A 22,066-nucleotide genomic window follows, 5' to 3' on the forward strand; every position below is an offset into this window, starting at 1 on the left:
TGTTGTAGCGGCGGCGCTCAATGCCCGATCAGTTGATCAGCGGCATCGGGCTTGTCGTGCACACCAAAGCGGTCAACGATGGTCGCGCTGGCCTGGTTAAGGCCAATTACCGCGACTTCGGTACCTTCGCGGCGGAACTTGAGCACCACCTTGTCCAGCGCACCCACGGCAGTGATATCCCAGAAGTGCGCGCGACTGAGGTCGATTGTCACCTTATCAAGCACCTCCTTGAAATCAAAGCTGGCGCTGAACTTGTCGGCGGAGCTGAAAAACACCTGGCCCACCACCTGATAGCGACGCTCGTTGCCGCTGGCATCCAGCTCGCTGGAAATGTACAGAAAGTGGCCAATCTTGTTGGCAAAGAACAGCGACGCCAGTAACACGCCAGCCAGTACGCCATAAGCCAGGTTATGGGTCGCCACCACGACAGCTACCGTAGTCACCATGACGATATTGGTCGATAGCGGGTGCTTGCGCAGGTTGCGCAACGAATCCCAGCTGAAGGTGCCGATGGAGACCATGATCATCACCGCGACCAACGCGGCCATCGGAATCTGACCTACCCAATCGCTGGCAAACACCACCAGCAGCAACAACACGACACCTGCGACAAAGCACGACAGCCGCGTACGGCCGCCCGACTTCACGTTGATCACCGATTGGCCGATCATCGCGCAGCCCGCCATACCGCCCAGCAGGCCCGAGCCTATGTTGGCGATACCCTGGCCCTTGCACTCGCGATTCTTGTCGCTACTGGTGTCGGTCAGATCGTCCACGATGGTCGCGGTCATCATCGACTCCAGCAGACCTACCACCGCCATGGCGGCCGAATAGGGCAGGATGATCAGCAGGGTATCCAGATTCAGCGGCACATCCGGCCAGAGGAACACCGGCAGGGTATCCGGCAGTTCGCCCATGTCCGCCACCGTGCGGATATCCAGACCAAAGTACATGGCGACCGCCGTCATCGACAGAATGCACACCAATGGCGAGGGGATGACCTTGCCGATCTTCGGCAGGTAAGGGAACAGGTAGATGATACCCAGCCCCGCTGCCGTCATGGCGTACACGTGCCAGGTAACGTTGGTCAGCTCCGGCAACTGCGCCATGAAAATCAGAATCGCCAGTGCATTGACGAAGCCCGTCACCACCGAGCGTGACACGAAGCGCATCAGCGAACCGAGACGCAGGTACCCGGCCGCTATCTGCAATACCCCACAGAGTACCGAGGCCGCGAGCAGATACTCCAGGCCATGGTCGCGCACCAAGGTTACCATCAGCAACGCCATCGCGCCGGTAGCAGCAGAGATCATGCCGGGGCGGCCACCGGTGAAGGAGATCACCACGGCGATGCAGAAAGACGCGTAGAGACCGACCTTGGGATCAACGCCGGCGATGATGGAAAACGCGATGGCCTCGGGAATCAGCGCCAAAGCCACCACCAGACCGGACAGCAGGTCGCCGCGCACATTGGAGAACCATTGCTGGCGAAGGGTTTCGATCAGAGTCATAAGCAGGGTCTACCAGTTTGCAGTTACTTGATTGACTGCCCGTCAGGGGCATTGCCGCGCCAGCTTGCACACCGATAAGAGCTGGGGCCGCACGACGGCAAGAGGTGCACGCCGCCATTGTCACAGCAGCGCGAGTCCGGTAAATGAACCCTAAGGTGGCGTAACGCCGCGGTGGCAGATCATCACTTGTCCGTCAGTCAATCCGGGAAGAGGCCGCGGACTCTAGCACAAAGCGGGTGTACGGGCCACACAGCCCCGCTGGCCGGCGCTTTCGCGCGAGGCTGGCAGGAACCTTCGCGCACCAGTATCCTCCAAGGCAGAGAACAAGAACTTGCCACCGCTTTCGGTGCCAGACCGCTTTCAGGAAACCACGCATGTCCCATCCGTTCCACCGCCGCAGCGGCATCCATCTGCTGGCCTCCGCCAGTCTGTTTTGCCTTACGGCTTGCGCCGATACCCAGGCCATTGCCGAGGCTGAGCCCAGCCAGGTCGCCAAGCCGGCAACCCTGCAACCCGCCACAGCGCCAGTGATGGTCGAGCCGGTGATAGTCGCGCGCAGCTTTGCCGACTGGCGCGCCGATTTTCGCGCCGAAGCGCTGGCCAAGGGAATCGATCCAGCGTTGTTTGACCAGGCGTTCGACGGCGTGACGCCTGACCCTGATGTGATCAAGGCCGACCGCAGCCAGCCGGAGTTTTCCCGGCCGGTCTGGACCTACCTGGACGGCGCACTTTCCAGCCAGCGGGTTGCCAGCGGCCAGCGCAAGCTCGAAGAACAGCGCAGTAATTTTGACGGTATTGAGCAACGCTATGGGGTTGACCGGCATATACTCGCGGCGATCTGGGGCCTGGAGAGTAACTTCGGCCAGAATATGGGGAGCCGCTCGGTGATTCGCTCGCTGGCCACCCTCGCCCACGAGGGACGACGCCCGGTATTCGCCCACGACCAACTGCTGGGCGCTTTGGACATCCTGCAGCACCGTGACATCCAACCCGAGCGCATGCTGGGCTCCTGGGCGGGCGCCATGGGCCAGACCCAGTTCATCCCCACCACCTACAACCAATACGCGGTCGACTTCGATCAAGACGGTCGCCGCGACATCTGGTACAGCGCCGCCGACGCACTGGCCTCTGCCGCCCACTACCTGCAGCAATCAGGCTGGCAGACCGGTCAACCCTGGGGGCAGGAGGTACAGCTGCCCAGCGACTTCGACTATGCCCTGGCCGATACCAGCATCCGCAAGTCGTTCAGCGAGTGGAGTTCACTCGGGGTACGCAGCGCCACGGGCAACGCCTTACCAACCAACCTTGGCGCACAGCCCGCTACTCTGCTGCTGCCAGCTGGCCATCGCGGTCCGGCTTTTCTGGTGCTGAACAACTTCCGCGCGATCATGCGCTACAACAACTCCACCAGCTATGCCCTGGCCATCGGTCTGCTGTCGCAACGCTTTCAGGGCGGCGGCAAGGTGGTCGCCAGCTGGCCCACCGAAGACCGCCCGTTGTCGCGCAGCGAACGCATCGAACTGCAAACCCTGCTGACCGCGCAGGGCTTTGAGCCCGGCGGCATCGACGGCATCATCGGCGCCAATACGCGTAACGCCATTCGCCGCGTTCAGCAGCAGCTGAGTTCGCCTGCCGACGGCTACCCCACCCCGGAACTGCTGGAGCAGCTGCGCCGCCGGTAAGACCCGGCGCGACCGCACTCACGCCGCCTGCAGCCCGCCAAGGCCGGTGCAGGTGGCGCTTTCTGTGATAAACTCCGCCGAGGCCACAAGCCGTCCCGTGCCCAGCACATTCCCCGTGGAGCCGCTACCCGCAGGAGCCCTGATTTCGATGTCCGATAGCCCGCAGAAAACCGTTTCCAGTGGCGAGAAATTCCGCAACGCCCAAGGCATCCCAGCCATCAAGGATGGCCAGAAACGCCGTACCTCAAACGAGCCCCAGGTCTTCACCCCCAAGCCCAAGTGGCTGCGCGTCAAGGCACCCAGCGGCGATCGTTTCGAGGCAGTGAAGCGCAATGTGGGCGAACATCGCCTGAGCACGGTCTGCCAGGAGTCGCATTGCCCCAACATGGGCGAGTGCTGGTCCAATGGCACCGCGACCATCATGGTCATGGGCTCGGTGTGTACCCGGGCTTGCCGCTTTTGCGCGGTCGATACCGGCAACCCCAACGGCTGGCTGGATCATGAAGAACCCGAGAACACCGCCAAATCGGTCGAACTCATGGCGTTGCGCTATATCGTACTCACCTCGGTTGACCGCGATGACCTCGACGATGGCGGCGCAGCGCATTATGCCGCCTGTGTCAGCGCCATCAAGGCACGCACACCGGACGTGGTAGTAGAGGCGCTGACCCCGGACTTTGACGGCGACCTTGCCGCCATCGAGCGGGTTGTCGACTCGGGCTTGCAGGTGTTCGCCCAGAACGTCGAGACGGTAAAACGCCTGACTCACGTGGTACGCGATCCGCGCGCCGGCTATGAAAAGACCCTGAGAGTGCTTGAGCACGCCAAACGCCACCGCCCAGATGTGCTGACCAAGACCAGTCTGATGCTGGGCTTGGGTGAAACCGACGAAGAAGTACTGCAGACATTCGATGACCTGCGCGCCATCGGCGTAGACATCGTCACCCTGGGCCAGTATCTGCAACCCACGCGCAACCATTTGCAGGTGCAACGCTGGGTCAGCCCAGACGAGTTCAATCACTTCCGCGAGTTAGGTCTGGCCAAGGGTTTCATGGAGGTGGCGGCAGGCCCGCTGGTGCGCTCCAGCTACCGTGCTGATCGGGTGTTCGAGAAAAACAACCTGGGCCTGGCAGCGCCGGTGGCCGTGCCCGGGCAGGAGATAGACAACAGCCTGATACCGGCTCTGAACCTCAGCTAAACCTCAGCTCGGCACATACCCCAGGCGCTGCCGCAGCGCCTGACTCAGCTGTTGCTGTACCCGGGGCAAGGAAACCGACTCCTCTACCAGTTCGCTCAGCTGCACCATACGCAGCCCTGAATAACCGCAGGGATTGATGCGCTGGAACGGCTCCATGTCCATATCCACGTTCAGCGCCAGGCCATGAAAGGAGCAGCCGCGCCGCACGCGAAGGCCCAATGAGGCAATCTTGGCTCCCTGCACATAAACGCCAGGGGCGTCAGGCTTGGGCGCAGCGTCCAGCCCGTAGCCCTGCAGCACATCGACCAGTGCCTGCTCCATGGCCGTCACCAGATCGCGCACCCCCAGGCCCAGACGGCGCAGATCCAGCAACAGATAACCCACTAGCTGACCTGGCCCATGGTAGGTAACCTGGCCGCCCCGCTCCGCCTGAATTACCGGGATATCGCCCGCCGCGAGCACATGCTCGGCCTTGCCGGCCTGCCCCTGGGTGAACACGCGAGGATGCTGCAACAGCCAGATTTCATCCGGCGTGTCGGCATCGCGCTCATCGGTAAATCGGCGCATCGCCTCCAAGGTGGGCTGGTAATCCACCAGCCCCAGCTCTCGGATCAGCAGCTCAGGTACGGCAGCTGCCATCACAGCACCATGTGCACACGACCGGTTGCCTTGAGGTCTTTGTGCAGCGCATCGAGCTGCTCCGGTCCCGTTGCAGTGATAATCACCCGCAGCGAGAGAAAGCGCCCGTTCTTGCTGTCCTTGATCTCCACCGTGGTGGTATCGACACCGGGCGCGTGCTTCTCGACGACCCGGCAGATGACTTCGGCGAAGTCGTCCCCGGCGGCCCCGATCACCTTGATCGGGTACTGACAGGGAAACTCGATCTTGGGTGCCTGCGGCTCAGTGCGATCGTCCATTGCGCTACCCTCCCCGACTCAGTTGAACAGACCGTAGAAGAACAAACGGATGCTGTCCCACAGACGACCGAAGATGCCCGCCTGCTCAACATCGGACAGCGCGACCAGCGGTGCGGAGTGAACGACCTCCTCGCCCAGTTTGACCTCAACCTGACCCAGCACATCACCCGCCTTGATCGGCGCCTGAATCGGCGTCTGCAAGGTGATACCAGCTTCCAGCTTGTCGAGCTGGCCCTTTGGCAGAGTCATTTGCAGGCCGTTTTGCAGGCCGAGGTCGACCTTGTCCTGCGCGCCTTTCCAGACCCGCGCAGTGGAGATCACCTGGCCAGGCTGGTAGAAGCTTTTGGTTTCAAAGAAGCGGAAGCCCCAGGTCAGCAGCTTCTGAGTTTCGGCAGCGCGCGCCTGCTCGCTGCTGGTGCCCATCACAACGGAGATCAGACGCATGTCTTCACGCTTGGCTGAGGCTACCAGGCAGTAGCCGGCCTCTTCGGTGTGGCCGGTTTTCAGGCCATCTACCGTGCTGTCGCGCCAGAGCATCAGGTTGCGATTGGGTTGGCGGATTTCATTCCAGACAAACTCTTTCTCGCCGTAGATCTTGTAGTGCTCTTCCGGATCGTCATCGATGATGGCACGGGCCAAGATCGCCAGGTCGCGAGCAGAGGAATAATGCCCTTCGGCCGGCCAGCCGGTGGCGTTGACGAAGTGGCTATTGGTCATGCCCAGACGCTTGGCCTGGCCGTTCATCATGTCGGCGAATGCATCTTCGCTGCCGGCAATATGCTCGGCCAGCGCGATGCTGGCGTCGTTGCCGGACTGGATGATGATGCCGCGCAGCAGATCAATGACCGATACCTGGTTGCCCACCTTGATGAACATCTTGGAACCACCCATGCGCCAGGCCTTCTCGCTGACCAACACCAGATCGTCCTCACCAATCTGGCCTCGCTTGATTTCCTGGCTGGCAATATAGCTGGTCATCATCTTGGTCAGACTGGCCGGCGGCAGCGCCTCATCGGCGTTGTGCTCTACCAGCACAGCCCCTGAACTGGCATCGATCAGCAGGTAACTGCTGGCGGCCAGCTCGGGGGCGGCCGGAACTATGGGCGCCGCCGACTGGGCATCCGGCACAGGCACATTGGGCGTCGGGGTTTGCGCCAGCGCGGTCACAGACAGCAGGGTGGCGCCAGAGAGAAGCACTGTGGAGATCAGATTTTTCAGCATGTTACTCACAATCAATGGTGGAGTGCGTTTGTTCTAAATCGGTGAATCAGTTGACCGTTACCAACGTTGGCGTGCCCATGTTGGCCAGCCGCAGGGTTTCCATCAGGCGGCGCGCTTCGTCCTGACTGGACACCGGCCCCAGGCGAACCCGGTGCAGAGTTCGCGCATCCTGCTGGAACTCGCTGACAAATACATTGGCCGAGACCACGCTGCGCAGGCGCTGCCGCAACTGTTCGGCGGACTGTGCATTGGAAAACGCACCAACCTGCAGGTAATAACCGGTATGGCCGGTTTCAATCGGCTCCGGCGGTATGATTTCGGCACGCTGCGGGGCGGCTACCGGCTGAGCCTGAACCAGATAACTCGGGTTGTTCTGCTGTTGCCAGGCGACCGGGTCAATGCCCTCTACCAGCACGTGTGCCGTACCCTGGTCGGCGTAACCCAGCTTCTTCGCAGCGGCGTAGGAAAGGTCGATGATGCGGTCAGAATAAAATGGACCACGATCATTGACGCGCACGATAATCTTTCGGTTATTCGCCAGGTTGGTGACCTGTACATAGGTCGGCAGGGGCAGCGTCTTGTGCGCGGCGGTCATGCCGTAGAGGTCATACAGCTCGCCATTGGCGGTATTCTGGCCGTGGAACTTGGTGCCGTACCAGGACGCCGTGCCCTCCTCCCGGTAATCGCGACCATCCTGCATCGGGTTGTAATCACGGCCGAGCACATTGTAGGGCGACGCCTTGTAACGCCCGGTGTGCGGCACCGGCACGGCATCCGGAATCTGCGAGACATCCTGCATGTAACTCGGCGGGCCATCGTGTACCGTGCGCACCGGGCCCGGCGCGCCTGCCGGTGGCGCACTGCTGGCGGCGCTGCTATTGGAAGTCGGGCTTGACGAGCAAGCCGCCAGCGCCAGCAGCGCGGCACAACCGAGGGATAGACGCAGTACAGAGATGGATGCTGGCATCATTGCTGCCGTGCCTCGCGTAACAAATCGGCTAGTTGGTGCACCACCATGGCATACATCACGCTGCGGTTGTAGCGGGTGATCACATACAGGTTGTTCAGACCCAACCAGTACTGCATTCGTTCCCCGGCATCAAACTCGAACGCCATCACCTCGGCGTCCTGCTCCAGCTCGCTGCGCGGCGTCCAGCCCAGGCTCTTCAGTTCGGCTACGGTCTTGCGCGCTTCGAGCCCCTGCTCGAGGGTTACACCCTCAGCAAACCTGTCCCCTGTTACATCGGCGGGGATGGCCACGGCGGCGCCATGCTGCCATTTGTGTTGATGGAAATAATTGGCGACGCTACCGATGGCGTCGACCGGATTGTTCCAGATATCGACCACGCCGTCGTGGTCAAAATCCACGGCAAAGGCCTGGTAGCTGCTGGGAATGAACTGACCATAACCCATCGCCCCAGCATAGGACCCCTTCAGCACCAAGGGGTCCATCTGCTGTTCGCGGGTCAATACCAGGTAGCTCTCCAACTGACGACGGAAAAACTCTGCCCGTGGTGGGTAGTCAAAGCCCAGGGTGGTCAGCGCATCAATGACGCGGTAGGAGCCCATATTTCCGCCATAGGAGGTTTCTACACCCATGATCGCCAGAATGATTTCCGGCTCGACGCCATACTCTTTCTCGGCGCGTTCAAGGGTCTCTGCGTGCTTATCCCAAAAAGCCACACCATCGTTGATGCGCTTGTCGGTAATAAAAATGGCGCGGTACTCGTGCCAGGGCTTTACCCGCTCAGCCGGACGCGCAATCGCCTTGAGAATGGCTTCCTGACGCACCGCCTGATCCAGCAGGCTCTGCACGTGTTGCGGGCTGAAGCCATACTCGGTCTGCATTTTCTCGACAAAGGCCGGCACGTCGGCGTGCTCTGACCCATAATCCTGCGCCGGGACGCCAGCGCTCAGCAGGCCACCGAACACCATTGCAGCCAACCGGGCCTTCCAACGGCCATCAATAGCCGTATTGTTTTTGTACATGTTTTGTTTCAATCCAAGCCCCAGATCATGAACTTTTTGCCATCCATTTGCGGTGTGTATGGATGGACATGAGAATACCGAACCCCGACAACAGGGTAATCAGCGAGGTACCACCGTAACTGATAAAGGGCAGCGGCACGCCAACCACCGGCAGCAGGCCGCTGACCATGCCGATGTTGACGAAAACATAAACAAAGAACGTCAGGGTGATACTGCCAGCAAGCAGTTTGCAGAATGCGTCCTGCGCTTGCAACGTGATCACCATACCGCGACTGATCAACAGCATGTAGACGCAGAGCAGCAGGCAGACGCCGACCATGCCGAACTCTTCCGCCAGCACCGCGATGATGAAATCGGTATGCCCCTCGGGCAGAAAATCCAGGTGTGACTGGGTGCCCTGCAACCAGCCCTTACCAAACACGCCGCCGGAACCAATCGCCGCCTTGGACTGGATAATGTTCCAGCCGGACCCCAGCGGATCGCTCTCGGGATTGAGGAAGGTCAGTACGCGCTGCTTCTGATAACCGTGCATCACGAAATACCACATGCCGGCCGCCGCTGGCGCCAGCAGCAGCAACGCACCAATGATATAGCGCCACAGCAGCCCGGCCAGCAGCAGGGCAAATATCCCGGAGGCAGCGATCAGCAGCGAGGTACCCAGGTCAGGCTGTTTGAGGATCAGCACTACCGGCACAAAAATGATCGCCATGGCGATGACCACATGCTTGAACCGCGGTGGCAAGGTGCGCGCGCCCAGATACCAGGCGACGCTCATCGGCATTACCAACTTGAGGATTTCCGAGGGCTGGAAGCGCATCAGGCCGGGAATGGTCAGCCAGCGTTGCGCTCCCTTGGCCTCGGTGCCGAACAGCAGCACCGCGACCAGCAGCACGGTACCCCCGACATAGGCCACCGGCACCCAGCGCTGCATGAAGCGCGGCTGGAACTGGGCGATAACCACCATCACCGCGATACCGACCGCGAAGTAGGCCATCTGCCGGTAAACCATGCCCAGGCTCTTGCCACTGGCGGAGTACAGGACAAAGGCATCAACCGCCGCCAGCCCGAGAATCAGCAGCAGCAGCCAGGGGTCGATATGAATGCGCATCCAGACGGATTCGCGGCTGCGCAAGCCAGCGGCAGCCGGCATCGGCGTTGGGCGCTTCATTGCGCGGCCTCCTGTGGCGGGCTGCCAGCGTCTGGTTCGGCTTCAACCTCAGCCTCAGCATCGGGTTTGGGCAAGCGCGGCAAAATCCAGGCATCAAACACGGCACGCACTACCGGCCCGGCGACCCGGCCACCGGATTCGCCGTTCTCCACCAGCGCGGCCACCGCGATCAGCGGTTTTTCCGTCGGTGCAAAGCCGACAAACAGCGCGTGGTCACGGTGCCGTTCGCGCAGACTTTTGGAGTCATAACGCTCACCCTGGGCGATGGCCACCACCTGCGCGGTGCCGCTCTTGCCCGCCATGTTGTACTGCGCGCCCTGCGCGGCGGCACGTGCAGTACCGTGCGGGGACTGCATCACATCCTGCATGGCCTGCGTGATAAAGTCCCAGTCCGAGGGGTTGCGCAGCTCGATATTCGCCGGGGTATCGGTCTCATCCGGCGTCACCCCTTCCGCATCCATCAGCAGGCGCGGACGGTGCCATCTGCCGTGATTGGCAATCAGCGCCATGGTCTGCGCCAGCTGCAACGGCGTCGACAGCATATAGCCCTGCCCGATACCGGCAATCAGCGTCTCGCCCGGATACCATGGCTGCTTGTACTTGGTGCGCTTCCAGTCGCTGGACGGCATCAAGCCCGCCGCCTCTTCATACATGTCGATGGACACCCGCTGGCCGATGCCAAAGCGGGTCATGAAGTCGTGCATCCGATCGATGCCCATCTTGTTCGCCAGATCGTAGAAGTAGGTATCGTTGGAGCGCGCGATAGCGTACGACATGTTCACCCAGCCATCGCCACTGCGGTTCCAGTTGCGGTACTTGTGGCTGAAGTTCGGCAACTGAAAGAAGCCCGGATCATAGACCCTGGCGTTGCGTGTGGTGGCACCGGTTTCCAGACCGGCCAGAGCAACTACTGGCTTGATGGTAGAACCAGGCGGGTACTGACCCCGCAGCACCCGGTTGAACAGCGGCTGGTCCAGTGAATCACGCAGCGCACCGTAGTCTGCGTAGCTGATGCCGGTGACAAACAGATTGGGATCAAAGCCCGGCTTGCTGACAAATGCCAGCACGCCGCCGGTCGCAGGATCAATCGCGACCACCGCGCCGCGCCGATCGCCCAGCGCTTCTTCGGCAACCCGCTGCAGATTGGCATCCAGGTGCAGGGTCACGTCCTTGCCGGCCACCGGCTCGGTGCGCGACAACACCCGCAGTACGCGGCCACGGGCGTTGGTTTCGACTTCTTCATAGCCCACAGTGCCGTGCAGCAGCTCTTCGTAGTAACGCTCGATACCGGTCTTGCCGATGTAATGCGTGCCCGCGTAGGCCACGGTATCGATAGTTTTCAACTCGCGTTCGTTGATCCGACCGACATAGCCCAGCGCATGGGCAAAGTGGTCGGCAAAGGGGTAGTAACGGACGAAGCTCGCCTGCACTTCCACACCGGGCAGGCGAAACTGATTGATCGCGATGCGCGCAATCTGCTCCTGGGTCAGCTCCAGCATCACCGGCACCGACTCGAACGGCCGCCGGGCCTGCATCAGCCGCCGCTCAGCCTGGGTCACGTCCTCGTCGGTCAGCGACAACAACGACTTCAGCAGCTCAAAGGTCGCCGGCAGATCTTCTACCCGATCACGCGTAATGGTCAGGCTGTAGCTCGGACGGTTCTCCGCCAACACCTTACCGTTACGGTCATAGATGCGGCCACGGGTCGGCGGTATCGGCTGCACGTGCACGCGGTTATTTTCCGACAGCGTGGAGTGATGCTCATACTGGATGACCTGCAGGTAGTACATGCGGGCGATCAGCGCGCCCACCAGCGCAAGCACAAAGATACCGGCCAACAGCAAACGGCGATGGACGATACCGGCGTCTTTACTGTGGTCTTTCAGATGGATGGGCTTGGCCATGAATCACTTGTGGTAGGGATGACGATTGAGAATGGTCCAGGCCCGATAAAGTTGCTCCGCCAACAGGATACGCACCAATGGATGCGGCAGCGTCAGCGGCGACAGTGACCAACGCTGATCACTGCGCACGCTGACGTCCTCGGCCAGCCCTTCGGGCCCACCCACCATCAGATTGACGTTGCGCGCGTCCAGCCGCCACAGTTCCAGTTGCTCTGCGAGCGTCTCGGTAGACCAGGCACGCCCTGTGACCTCCAGGGTAACAATGCGTTCCCCTGGCTGCACAGCGGCCAGCATCTGCTCGCCTTCGCGGCGCATCAACCGGCTGACGTCGGCATTCTTGCCGCGGGTAGCCAGCGGGATCTCCACCAGCTCCAACGGCAAGTCCGGCGGCAACCGCTTGGCATACTCCTGGTAGCCCTGCTCAACCCAGCGCGGCATGCGTGATGCCACGCTGATCAGGCGAATACGCAAGGGGGCTTACTCCGCTGGGCGCTGCTGCTGTTCCCGGCGTGATTCGGCACTCTGCCACAGACGCTCAAGATCATAGAACTCGCGGGTGGCCGGCTGCATGACGTGGACGACCACGTCGCCAAGGTCAACCAGCACCCACTCGCCGGACCCCTTGCCCTCGACACCCAGCGGCTTGCGCCCGGATTCCTTGGCTTTCTCGACCACATTATCGCTGAGCGCGTTGACGTGGCGGTTGGAGGTGCCGCTGGCGATGATCATGAAATCAGTCACGCTGGTGTGCTCACGCACGTCAATGCGCACCACATCCTTGGCCTTGAGTTCGTCCAGCGCGTTTTCTACCAGTTGCGCAAGCTCTTCAATCTGCATAAGGCGTTTAAATCCTCAATATCAGGGCCGATACAGCCCTTCGGTTTCAATATAGTCAAGCACGGCATCAGGCAACAGAAAGCGCGGTGAGGCGCCGCTGGCTATCAGACCGCGGATATGCGTCGCAGAAATCGCCAGCGGCGTCTGCGACAGGCAAAGAATGTAGCCATGACTGGCCTGCGCCAGCCGTGCCGGATCGTCTACGCTGCGCGCAGCCAGCAGATCCTTGAGTACTTCGGGCACATCCAGATCATAGTCCGGCCGCTGCAATACCACGATGTGCGCCAGCCGCAGCAATTCATCCCAACGATGCCAGTTGGGCAGGCCGCAGAAGGCATCCCAGCCAAGCACCATGAACAACGCCGCATCACTGCCGAGTTCAGCGCGTAGCGACTCCAGGGTATCTACCGTGTAGGAAGGCCGTTCGCGGCGCAGCTCACAGTCGTCCACCTGTAGGCCGCTACCCTCACCCGCTGCCAGCTGAACCATGGCCAGCCGCTGACTGGCACTGGCACCCGGCAGCTCGCGGTGCGGCGGCCGGGCGCTGGGAATCAAGCGCAACTCGTCGAGCTGCAATTGTTCGCGTACCTCGACCGCACTACGCAGGTGACCAAAATGCACCGGGTCGAAGGTGCCGCCCAGCAAGCCGATTCGCTGCCTCATCCGCGCATCACTGGCGAATATGGCCGTCGCCGAAGACCACGTATTTCTCGCTGGTCAGCCCATCCAGACCAACCGGGCCGCGGGCGTGAATCTTGTCAGTAGAAATACCGATCTCGGCACCCAACCCGTACTCGAAGCCATCGGCAAAGCGGGTCGAGGCGTTGATCATCACCGAACTGGAATCCACCTCGGCAAGGAAGCGCCGGGCGCGGGTGAAGTCCTCCGAGACCATGGCATCGGTGTGCTGCGAACTGTAATGATTTATGTGCTCGATGGCAGCGTCCATGTCGGCCACCATCTTGACCGACAGGATCGGCGCCAGGTACTCGGTAGACCAGTCCTCTTCAGTAGCGGCGACCGCTTGGGGCAGCAGCGCGCAGGTACGCTCGCAGCCGCGCAGTTCAACGCCCTTTTCCGCGTAAACGGCGGCAACCCGTGGCAGAAACTCGGCGGCGACGGTCTCGTGCACCAGCAGCGTCTCCATCGCGTTGCATACGCCATAACGATGGGTCTTGGCGTTGATGGCAATCGCCTCGGCCTTGGCCAGGTCGGCGCGGTCGTCTACATACACGTGGCAAATGCCGTCCAGGTGCTTGATCACCGGTACCCGCGCGTCCTTGCTGATGCGCTCGATCAGACCCTTGCCACCGCGTGGCACGATAACGTCCACGTAGTCGGGCATGGTAATCAGCGCGCCAACAGCGGCGCGGTCGGTGGTTTCCACGACCTGCACCACCTCGTTCGGCAAGCCCGCTGCCGCCAGACCTTCACGCAGACAGGAAGCAATGGCGCGGTTGGAATGAATCGACTCCGACCCGCCGCGCAGAATGCAGGCGTTACCGGATTTCAGGCACAAACTGGCCGCTTCGACGGTCACATTGGGGCGGGATTCGTAAATGATGCCAATCACGCCCAGCGGCACGCGCATCTTGCCGACCTGAATACCTGAAGGGAGGAATTTCATATCGCGGATGGCACCCACCGGATCAGGCAGCGAGGCCACCTGACGCAGACCTTCGACCATGGCGTGCAAGCGCGCCGGCGTCAGCGCCAGTCGGTCCAGCATGGCCGCATCCAGACCGCTGTCGCGGCCGGCCTGCAAGTCCAGTTCATTGGCAGCCACCAGCGCGTCGCTGGCGGCTTCGATGGCCTCGGCCGTGGCCAGCAGGGCCTTATTCTTGACGGCTGTCGTCGCGCGGGCAATGACCCGCGATGCGCGCCGGGCGTTTTGCCCCAGCTCGGTCATGTAAACGACCACCTGTTCCGCACTCATGCTGTTACCTGTTACCTGTCTGCGCAAATGCGGCATTATAGCCGGGTCACCGGGCACTTGACAGGGCCGCCCCCTCGAATCCTGCAGCCTCACGCCAATTCAATCTGCAATACCTATGCTGATAGGATGAGTTCCATGTCAAACGCCCAGCCAACCGCTATTGCCAACTCCGCCCTGCCCGCCAGCTTCTTCCAGCAGGACGCCCGCACCCTGGCCGTCGCGCTGCTCGGCAAGGTTATCCGTCGCCGGCTTGATGGGCTGTGGTTATCGGCACGCATTATCGAAACAGAAGCCTATCTGCTGGAGGAAAAGGGCAGCCACGCCTCGCTTGGCTTTACCGAGGCCAGGCGCGCACTTTTCATGGAGGGTGGCATCATTTACATGTACTACGCCCGTGGCGGCGACTCGATGAATTGCAGCGCCGCCGGGGCCGGTAACGGCGTGCTGCTGAAGTCTGCCTATCCGCTGACCGACCACCTGAGCGGCGCGACCAGCCTGCAGCACATGCAACGGCTGAACCCCAATCGCGACGGCAGCCCACGCAGCGAGCAACGGCTATGCGCCGGCCAGACTCTGCTTTGCCGCGCGCTCGGCATCAAGGTGCCCGACTGGAACGCGCGGGCGTTCTGCCCCGACAATCTCTACATCGAAGACGACGGGTACCGACCCCAGCAGGTTATTCAGGCCGCGCGCCTGGGCATTCCCGCGGGCCGCGATGAAGCCCTGCCTTATCGCTTTGTGGACGCGGCCTATGCAGCTCACTGCACGCGCAACCCACTCGGCCGTAGCCGCGCAGCGGGGCGCGACTATCGCCTGCTGACGCTCCCGCAAGCCGAACAAACTGCCGCAAGTGGAGGCCCCCTTGCTGGTTGAGCTGACGCAATGGCTGGCCGAACATCAGCAATGGCTGGGCTTGGCGATCTTTCTGATTTCTTTCAGCGAGTCACTGGCTGTTGCCGGTTTGGTGGTACCCGGGGTGTTTTTGCTGTTTGCCGTATCAGCACTGGCCGCGGGCGGCGGCATGCCACTTACAGTCGCGGTGATCTGGGCCTTCAGCGGCGCAGTCCTGGGCGACTTGATCAGTTTCTTTCTGGGGCGCTACTTCCATCAGAACATTCGCAATTTTGGGCCTTTCAAGCGCAACCCGAAGTGGATCGATGGCGGCGAACGTTTTTTCCGCCGCTACGGTTGGCTGAGCGTAGTACTGGGCCGCTTTATCGGCCCGATACGGCCCATCATTCCTATGGTGGCGGGTATGTTCGACATGCCCGCGTGGCGTTTTCTGGCGATTAATCTGGTGTCTGCATTGGCCTGGGCGCCGGCCTACCTGATTCCCGGTTACACCACCGGGCGCGCAGCGCAGTGGACGGTACCACCGTTTTTCTGGAACCAGGCCCTGAGCCTGCTGATCGGGGCGATCATCCTGGTCGGCTGCTGCCTGTACGTACTCAAACTGCAGAAGCGCTGGAGCTGCCTGGTTGCAGCGGCAGGTTGCCTGCTGTCATTGCTGGCCCTGAGCATGAACCAGACCGCCCTGGCGATTTTTGACAGCACGCTGATCGACAGTGCCGCCCACTTACGCCTCCCCGGTGCCAGCGACATACTGATTCTAACGCCGCAGGTACTTCTGGTCGCCGCGCCGATCATTGCCGCACTGCTGCTTGCCCGGCGCTGGAATCATGCAGTAATGCAGGTCAGCGCGCTGGCGCTGGCGCTACTGATGAGTTGGTCGATCGGCTTGACCGGCGGAGCCAGCATCAACGCCCTGCTGACCGCGATCCTTTGTGCCCTGGTGGTCAATTGCAGCCGCAGCCAGCATTTCTGGGTGCGTAGCGCCTGGCTGCTCTACTTGCTGCCCTTGCTGTTGCTGATCGCCAGCAACGTACTTGAGCATCGCGTACTACCGCCGCTGGAGATGCTGCGCAGCCTGCTGGTGGGTGTCAGCGCCAGCCTGTTGGCCTGCTGGCTGGTGGAGCGCGTGAGCCCGATGACGCCACTGGCCAAACCTCTGCGCTGGGTTATCGCCAGTTGGCCCTTTATCGCCGCGGCCTGGTTACTCTGGTAGCGGCAGGATGCACCGCGCCTCAGGCCTGTAGTACCTCCAGCCATTCAGTGATCTGCTGCAAGCGCTCGGCCGGATGATCCAACGCCAGCAGGTGGGTTTTCTGATCCAAACTGAACGGCAGCAAGTAGGCGAGCTGATAAGCCAGCGCCTGCTGGCTGCGGCCGATCGGCGGCAAGCCCAGACCGGACGCCAGCGGGTGCTCCAGCAAGGCAGCGTGCAGGGTTTCCAGCTCGTCATGTGCCACCACCAGGTTGTCGTCTTCCGCCTCGGCGCGCCATTGCACCTGTGCCAGCACCAGACCGTCGGCAGCCACCTCCACGTCGCTTACCTGCGCGCGGCGACCGCCCAGCACCCGGATGCCCAGCAACCCGTTATCGCGCTGCTGAAAATCGACTATTTGCGCCTCACAGCCCAAGGCACTGAACCGCAGGTCGCCGGTACCGGACTCTGGGCCCTTTTCCAGCGCCACGACCACAAAGCCCTCGCCTGCCTTGAAGCAGCGGCTGACCATATCCAGGTAGCGCGCCTCAAACAGCTGCAGATCCAGCGTACAGCCCGGCAGCAATACTGTTTTAAGCGGAAATAATGCGGTTTTTTCGCTCATTCGATCCTCTTGTCATCCATCGCCGTCAGGCATAGCCTTCAGCAGGAAGGTCGAATCATTCAGCAAACCAATATAAGGCCGCGACTGATTGACCCCCTCGCCGGCGCTTGCAACCATTCACCCGGAAACGCTTGTGCCGGCAGGTTAGCATTGCAGCGGGCAGGTATGCACACCCCCAGCGGGCCACAATAAGAGTCACGGAGAACGCCATGACAGCTATACCAGTTAGCGAACTTACCTCATTGATCGGCAAGGATATGGGCCACTCGGAATGGCTGCAGATCGATCAGGAGCGGGTCAACCAGTTTGCCGAGTGCACCGGCGATCACCAGTTCATCCACATCGATGAAGAAAAAGCCAAACAGACGCCCTTCGGCGGCACCATCGCCCACGGCTTCCTGTCGCTGTCGTTGCTGCCAGCGCTCTCTGCCGGCCTGATGCCGCGCCCTGAAGGCCTGAAAATGGCTGTCAACTACGGCATGGATAGCCTGCGCTTCATCCAGCCGGTACGTGTCGGCTCACGCGTGCGCCTGCACACCACCATTCTGGATGTCACCGAGAAGAATCCGGGGCAATGGCTGATGAAGGCACGCAACACCCTGGAAATCGAAGGCGTCGACAAGCCAGCGTTCATTTCCGAAGGTCTGTCGCTGTACTTCGTGTGAAGTAACACCGGTAGTCGCTGCGGGCAGGCCACGCACCTGCCCGTGCATCCTCCCCGCGCGCGCCGCTCATTACTCCCCTTGCGGGCCAGCCTCGCCCCACCGCGGCAGCAGCTGCTGCTCGATTCCCAGCTGATTTAGAATCCGCGCCACAACAAAGTCGATCAGATCGGCAACCGACTCGGGATGCTGATAAAAACCCGGACTGGCCGGCAGAATAACCGCGCCCATCTGGCTCAGCTTGAGCATGTTTTCCAGGTGGATAGTCGAAAACGGCGCTTCGCGAGGCACCAGAATCAGCTTGCGGCGCTCTTTCAGGGCCACGTCCGCCGCCCGCTCGATAAGGTTATTGCTGGCCCCTGTGGCAATCGCCGAGAGCGACCCGGTGGAACAGGGGCAAACCACCATGGCGGCTGGTGCACCGCTGCCGGAGGCGACGGGCGCCATCCAGTCCTGCTTGCCATATACCCTGATCTGCCCCGGCCTGGCAGCAAACTGGTCGGTCAGATACAGTTCCAGCGCCTGCGGCTTGGCCGGCAATTGCCACCGCGTCTCGGTCGCCACGACCAACTGGGCTGCCTGCGAAATCAGGAACGAGACCTCTACACCGGCCTGTACCAGGCATTCCAGCAGACGCATGGCATATTGCGCCCCCGAAGCACCGGTAACCGCCAGGGTTACCCGCTGCAGTTCAGCCATGACGAGCCTCCAGCGCCTGAACCAGCTTCTGATGAATACCGCCAAAGCCGCCGTTGCTCATGATCACTACCCGGGTACCGGGCGTGGCTTTATCAACGACCTGCTGCACGATGGCGTCCAGACTGGTGACTACCTGAGCCGGTACAGGACTGCCCTGCACCACCGGAGCCAGCGACCAGTCCAGGCCCGGCGGCTGATACCAGATCACCTCACTGGCATCACAGACGCTGGCAGGTAGCGCCTGCATGTGGCTGCCCAAACGCATGGTATTGGAGCGTGGCTCGATAATGGCGATCAAGCGGTCATCGTCAATCTGCGCGCGTAGCCCCGCCAGGGTTGTGGCGATGGCCGTGGGGTGATGGGCAAAGTCATCGTAGACGGTAATGCGGTTGATCTCGGCCAGCTTTTCCATCCGCCGCTTGGCGTTGCGAAAGCCGCCCAATGCGGCGATTCCCTGGGCCGGCGTCACGCCCACATGGCGCGCTGCAGCCAGTGCCGAGAGCGCGTTGGCAACGCTGTGCATGCCGGTTTGCTGCCAATCCGCAACACCCTGCAGCTCACCGTTGAGCCAGACTTCAAACTGCGAACCGTCGGCTTTGAGCAACCTTGCCTGCCAGTCCCCGTCTTCGCCGGTGGTTTGGCATGGCGTCCAGCAGCCCATCTCGATCACCCGATCCAGTGCTGCCACGCCCTGCGGGCGAATGATCAGGCCAGCGGCCGGAACGGTGCGCACCAGATGATGGAACTGCCGCTCAATGGCGGCCAGATCAGGAAAGATGTCCGCGTGATCAAACTCCAGATTATTCAGAATCGCGGTACGCGGGCGGTAGTGTACGAACTTGGAGCGCTTGTCGAAGAAGGCACTGTCGTACTCATCGGCCTCGACCACAAAGAACGGCGTATCGCCCAGCCTGGCCGAGATGCCGAAATTCTGCGGTACCCCGCCAATCAGAAAGCCGGGAGCCATACCGGCATCTTCCAACAGCCAGGCCAGCAGACTGGAGGTCGATGTCTTGCCATGGGTGCCGGCAACCGCCAGCACCCAGCGCTCCTGCAACACATAGCGCGCCAGCCATTCCGGGCCGGAGGCGTAGGGCATCCCCTGGTCCAGCATGTATTCGACCGCCGGATTGCCGCGACTCATGGCATTACCGACGATCACCAGATCCGGCGCCGGCTGCAGATGCGCGGGGTCATAACCTTCCTGCAGGGCAATGCCCTGGGCCTCAAGCTGCGTGCTCATCGGCGGATAGACATTGGCGTCCGACCCGCTGACCTCGTGCCCCAGCTCGCGCGCCAGCAGCGCCAACGACCCCATGAACGTACCGCAGATACCCAGAATGTGCAGATGCATTGATTAGCCTTGTAGCCGTCGTTGAACTCTCTATAACCCGCAACACTGACCCGAATCGGCAGACAAAAGTTGCCGACGGGCGGGCCATTTGCACGCTAGGAGGATACTAGCACGACGCGCCTGAGGTCAGGGTCTGCGGCCTGATTGTCATGCAACTGACGCGGCTTTGGGCTATCATTCGCGCATCTGTCCGCTCCACCTGCGCACTTGCCCCGCGCGCCCTGTCGCTCGACGGCAGCAATGGATCTGCGGCTAACGCCTTTAAAGTCTCAACACATGGAGTCCACATGACCGTCAAGAACGCTTTCTATGCCCAGTCGGGCGGGGTAACTGCCGTTATCAACGCCTCTGCTGCCGGCGTGATCGAAACTGCTCGCCAGCATCCCGATAAGATCGGCACGGTCTACGCCGGACGCAACGGCATTATCGGCGCCCTGACCGAAGAGCTTATCGACACCAGCCTGGAATCCATCGACGATATCGCCGCGCTGCGCCACACGCCGTCCGGCGCCTTCGGCTCCTGCCGCTACAAGCTGAAAAGCCTGGAAGCCAACCGCGCCGAATACGAACGTCTGATCGAAGTTTTCAAAGCGCACAACATCGGTTACTTCTTCTATAACGGCGGTGGCGACTCGGCCGACACCTGCCTCAAGGTCTCGCAACTGGCCGAAACCCTCGGCTATCCGATCCAGGCCATCCACGTACCCAAGACGGTCGACAACGACCTGCCGATCACCGACTGCTGCCCGGGCTTTGGCTCCGTGGCCAAGTACGTCGCCACCTCGATCCGCGAAGCCGGGTTCGACGTTGCCTCCATGGCCGCCACCTCCACCAAGGTGTTCATCCTTGAGGTGATGGGCCGCCACGCTGGCTGGATTACCGCCGCCTGTGGTCTGGCCAATGAAGGCGAAGGTCAGCCGCCGCACATTCTGCTGTTCCCCGAAATCGAGTTCGACCAGGCCGCCTTCCTGGCCCGTGTCGACGAGTGCGTAAAAACCCACGGTTACTGCGTGATCGGCGTTTCCGAGGGCATCAAGAACAGCGATGGCAAGTTTCTCTCCGAGTCCGGCCTGACCGACGCCTTTGGTCACGCGCAATTGGGCGGCGTGGCGCCGACCATCGCCAAACTGGTAAAGGAAGAGCTGGGCTATAAATACCACTGGGCCGTTGCCGATTACCTGCAGCGCGCTGCCCGTCACATCGCTGCCAAGGTGGATGTGGATCAGGCCTACGCGCTGGGCCAAGCCGCAGTGAAAATCGCCCTGGAAGGCAAGAACTCGATCATGCCGGCGATTCGCCGCCTGAACGATGCGCCTTACGAGTGGGACATCATCGAAGCGCCGCTGAAGGATGTGGCCAACGTCGAGAAGTTCATGCCGCGCGATTTCATCACCGATGATGGCTTTCACATTACCGACGCCTGCCGCCGCTACCTGTCGCCGCTGATCCAGGGCGAAGACTTCCCGCCGTTCAAGAATGGCATGCCGCACTACGTCACCCTGAAGCGCCAGACCGTAGCCAAAAAGCTGCCGCCATTCGCAGTCTAGACGCCTCGAGTTGACACAACCGCCGTATCCTCTGGAGCGGCGGTTTTTTTGTGGCCGCCGATTGCAGATTGCCTCATGCTGATGCAGGATGAAGCGAATGACTGATAAAAACCTCCCAGCCACTTAATGACCAAAAATGGGTAATCGTATGCGCATAGTTCAGGCAGATGTGGATCGCCTTGATGAAGTAACGCCCCTGTTCATCAAGTACCGCGAGTATTACGGGCAGTTGCCCAAGCCGGAAGCCTCACGCCGCTTTTTGGAGGCGCGCCTGGTGCACGAGCAAGCCATCATCCTGATCGCCGAAGACGATGACTCTGGCAAGGCCTTGGGCTTTTGCCAGTTCATTCCGAGCTTCTCGGCGCTGACGCTGTCTGCCGCCTGGGTACTCAAAGGCATCTACGTTACCGAAGAGGCGCGCCGGCAATTGGTTGCCGACAAGCTGATCAACCACGCCAAGGACCTGGCGCGCGCTGCGGGTGTTGAACGCATGACGGTAATGACCGGCGAAGATAACGTGGCGGCGCAAAGCCTCTACCGCTCACTGGGTTTCAGCAACGATCACGACTTCATGTACTTCGCGCTGAAGCTGAACTAACCCGCCCTCGCCCCCTTCGCACACACTACCTACGGTGAGCGGCCACGCCGCTCCTGTTCCCCATTAAAGCGTCCAGCAAACTGCCTGCCAGCATGCACCGCCACAACGCCCGCTTGCGCGCGTCTGGCCCCCACCATAGAATGCGACTGATTATCATTAGCTGAACCCGAGTCA

Annotated in this window: 22 protein-coding genes; 7 read left to right on the plus strand and 15 right to left on the minus strand. The window is 61.4% G+C overall.

Going from position 1 to position 22,066, the window contains the following annotated elements:
• Window positions 1–17 precede the first annotated feature (17 nt).
• On the minus strand, window positions 18–1,511 hold the full coding sequence (locus BLU26_RS07100) for a SulP family inorganic anion transporter (RefSeq protein ID WP_407920340.1): 1,494 nt from the start codon (window positions 1,509–1,511) through the stop codon (window positions 18–20).
• 374 nt (window positions 1,512–1,885) lie between these two features.
• Between BLU26_RS07100 and BLU26_RS07105 the strand changes: the two genes are divergently transcribed.
• Window positions 1,886–3,193: a lytic murein transglycosylase gene (locus BLU26_RS07105; protein WP_092285195.1), complete on the plus strand. Its 1,308-nt coding sequence runs from the start codon at window positions 1,886–1,888 to the stop codon at window positions 3,191–3,193.
• A gap of 148 nt (window positions 3,194–3,341) precedes the next feature.
• Complete coding sequence (lipA, locus tag BLU26_RS07110) at window positions 3,342–4,391, plus strand: lipoyl synthase (protein ID WP_092285197.1); 1,050 nt, start codon at window positions 3,342–3,344, stop codon at window positions 4,389–4,391.
• A 3-nt stretch (window positions 4,392–4,394) separates the two neighbouring features.
• Here lipA and lipB read toward each other — a convergent pair whose 3' ends face one another.
• From lipB to BLU26_RS07165, 11 genes are read right to left on the minus strand one after another with little or no spacing between them, the layout of a single operon-like run.
• Window positions 4,395–5,030: a lipoyl(octanoyl) transferase LipB gene (gene lipB, locus BLU26_RS07115; RefSeq protein ID WP_092285199.1), complete on the minus strand. Its 636-nt coding sequence runs from the start codon at window positions 5,028–5,030 to the stop codon at window positions 4,395–4,397.
• Window positions 5,030–5,308 carry an HP0495 family protein gene (locus BLU26_RS07120; RefSeq protein WP_092285201.1) on the minus strand — a complete coding sequence of 93 codons (279 nt, stop codon included), beginning with the start codon at window positions 5,306–5,308 and terminating at the stop codon, window positions 5,030–5,032. Before BLU26_RS07120 ends, lipB begins: the two co-directional genes overlap by 1 nt.
• An 18-nt stretch (window positions 5,309–5,326) precedes the next feature.
• The gene (locus BLU26_RS07125) at window positions 5,327–6,529 is read right to left on the minus strand and encodes a D-alanyl-D-alanine carboxypeptidase family protein (RefSeq protein ID WP_092285203.1); all 1,203 of its coding nucleotides are present in this window, start codon (window positions 6,527–6,529) and stop codon (window positions 5,327–5,329) included.
• 46 nt (window positions 6,530–6,575) lie between these two features.
• Window positions 6,576–7,496: a septal ring lytic transglycosylase RlpA family protein gene (locus tag BLU26_RS07130; RefSeq protein WP_407920347.1), complete on the minus strand. Its 921-nt coding sequence runs from the start codon at window positions 7,494–7,496 to the stop codon at window positions 6,576–6,578.
• Entirely contained in the window at window positions 7,496–8,518 is a 1,023-nt protein-coding gene (mltB, locus tag BLU26_RS07135) for a lytic murein transglycosylase B (protein WP_269433966.1), read from the minus strand. Before mltB ends, BLU26_RS07130 begins: the two co-directional genes overlap by 1 nt.
• Window positions 8,519–8,543: 25 nt before the next feature.
• The gene (gene rodA / locus BLU26_RS07140) at window positions 8,544–9,686 is read right to left on the minus strand and encodes a rod shape-determining protein RodA (RefSeq protein WP_092285207.1); all 1,143 of its coding nucleotides are present in this window, start codon (window positions 9,684–9,686) and stop codon (window positions 8,544–8,546) included.
• Window positions 9,683–11,590 (minus strand): penicillin-binding protein 2, encoded by a 1,908-nt coding sequence (gene mrdA / locus BLU26_RS07145; protein WP_092285209.1) that lies wholly within the window; start codon window positions 11,588–11,590, stop codon window positions 9,683–9,685. The genes rodA and mrdA overlap by 4 nt, the downstream gene beginning before the upstream one ends.
• Before the next feature lie 3 nt (window positions 11,591–11,593).
• Complete coding sequence (gene rlmH / locus BLU26_RS07150) at window positions 11,594–12,061, minus strand: 23S rRNA (pseudouridine(1915)-N(3))-methyltransferase RlmH (protein WP_092285211.1); 468 nt, start codon at window positions 12,059–12,061, stop codon at window positions 11,594–11,596.
• Window positions 12,062–12,067: 6 nt separating this feature from the next.
• Window positions 12,068–12,427, minus strand: a complete 360-nt coding sequence (rsfS, locus tag BLU26_RS07155) for a ribosome silencing factor (protein WP_092285213.1) — start codon at window positions 12,425–12,427, stop codon at window positions 12,068–12,070.
• 21 nt (window positions 12,428–12,448) lie between these two features.
• Window positions 12,449–13,090, minus strand: coding sequence for a nicotinate-nucleotide adenylyltransferase (gene nadD, locus BLU26_RS07160; RefSeq protein WP_092285215.1), 642 nt, complete (start codon window positions 13,088–13,090; stop codon window positions 12,449–12,451).
• 7 nt (window positions 13,091–13,097) lie between these two features.
• A complete protein-coding gene (locus tag BLU26_RS07165) occupies window positions 13,098–14,363 on the minus strand; it encodes a glutamate-5-semialdehyde dehydrogenase (protein WP_231702021.1) in 1,266 nt (421 codons plus the stop codon).
• A gap of 135 nt (window positions 14,364–14,498) precedes the next feature.
• Here BLU26_RS07165 and BLU26_RS07170 point away from each other — a divergent pair, with 135 nt between their 5' ends.
• Both BLU26_RS07170 and BLU26_RS07175 read left to right on the plus strand, forming a co-directional pair.
• Complete coding sequence (locus BLU26_RS07170) at window positions 14,499–15,236, plus strand: DNA-3-methyladenine glycosylase (protein ID WP_172830647.1); 738 nt, start codon at window positions 14,499–14,501, stop codon at window positions 15,234–15,236.
• Complete coding sequence (locus BLU26_RS07175) at window positions 15,226–16,428, plus strand: DedA family protein (protein WP_157719323.1); 1,203 nt, start codon at window positions 15,226–15,228, stop codon at window positions 16,426–16,428. The genes BLU26_RS07170 and BLU26_RS07175 overlap by 11 nt, the downstream gene beginning before the upstream one ends.
• A gap of 19 nt (window positions 16,429–16,447) precedes the next feature.
• Here BLU26_RS07175 and BLU26_RS07180 read toward each other — a convergent pair whose 3' ends face one another.
• On the minus strand, window positions 16,448–17,032 hold the full coding sequence (locus tag BLU26_RS07180) for an LON peptidase substrate-binding domain-containing protein (RefSeq protein WP_092285221.1): 585 nt from the start codon (window positions 17,030–17,032) through the stop codon (window positions 16,448–16,450).
• A gap of 209 nt (window positions 17,033–17,241) precedes the next feature.
• On the opposite strand from BLU26_RS07180, the gene BLU26_RS07185 reads away from it, so the two are divergent.
• Complete coding sequence (locus BLU26_RS07185) at window positions 17,242–17,697, plus strand: MaoC family dehydratase (protein ID WP_092285223.1); 456 nt, start codon at window positions 17,242–17,244, stop codon at window positions 17,695–17,697.
• A gap of 69 nt (window positions 17,698–17,766) precedes the next feature.
• On the opposite strand, the gene BLU26_RS07190 is transcribed toward BLU26_RS07185, so the two are convergent.
• Window positions 17,767–18,393: a flavin prenyltransferase UbiX gene (locus tag BLU26_RS07190; RefSeq protein ID WP_092285225.1), complete on the minus strand. Its 627-nt coding sequence runs from the start codon at window positions 18,391–18,393 to the stop codon at window positions 17,767–17,769.
• Window positions 18,386–19,747, minus strand: a complete 1,362-nt coding sequence (gene mpl, locus BLU26_RS07195; RefSeq protein ID WP_092285227.1) for a UDP-N-acetylmuramate:L-alanyl-gamma-D-glutamyl-meso-diaminopimelate ligase — start codon at window positions 19,745–19,747, stop codon at window positions 18,386–18,388. The genes BLU26_RS07190 and mpl overlap by 8 nt, the downstream gene beginning before the upstream one ends.
• A 287-nt stretch (window positions 19,748–20,034) precedes the next feature.
• Between mpl and BLU26_RS07200 the strand changes: the two genes are divergently transcribed.
• Together BLU26_RS07200 and BLU26_RS07205 are read left to right on the plus strand one after the other, a co-directional pair.
• On the plus strand, window positions 20,035–21,294 hold the full coding sequence (locus BLU26_RS07200) for a 6-phosphofructokinase (protein ID WP_092285229.1): 1,260 nt from the start codon (window positions 20,035–20,037) through the stop codon (window positions 21,292–21,294).
• A gap of 148 nt (window positions 21,295–21,442) precedes the next feature.
• Complete coding sequence (locus tag BLU26_RS07205) at window positions 21,443–21,892, plus strand: GNAT family N-acetyltransferase (RefSeq protein WP_092288399.1); 450 nt, start codon at window positions 21,443–21,445, stop codon at window positions 21,890–21,892.
• Window positions 21,893–22,066: the final 174 nt, after the last annotated feature.

It is taken from the genome of Halopseudomonas sabulinigri (assembly GCF_900105255.1).
GTDB classification, from domain to species: Bacteria; Pseudomonadota; Gammaproteobacteria; order Pseudomonadales; family Pseudomonadaceae; genus Halopseudomonas; species Halopseudomonas sabulinigri.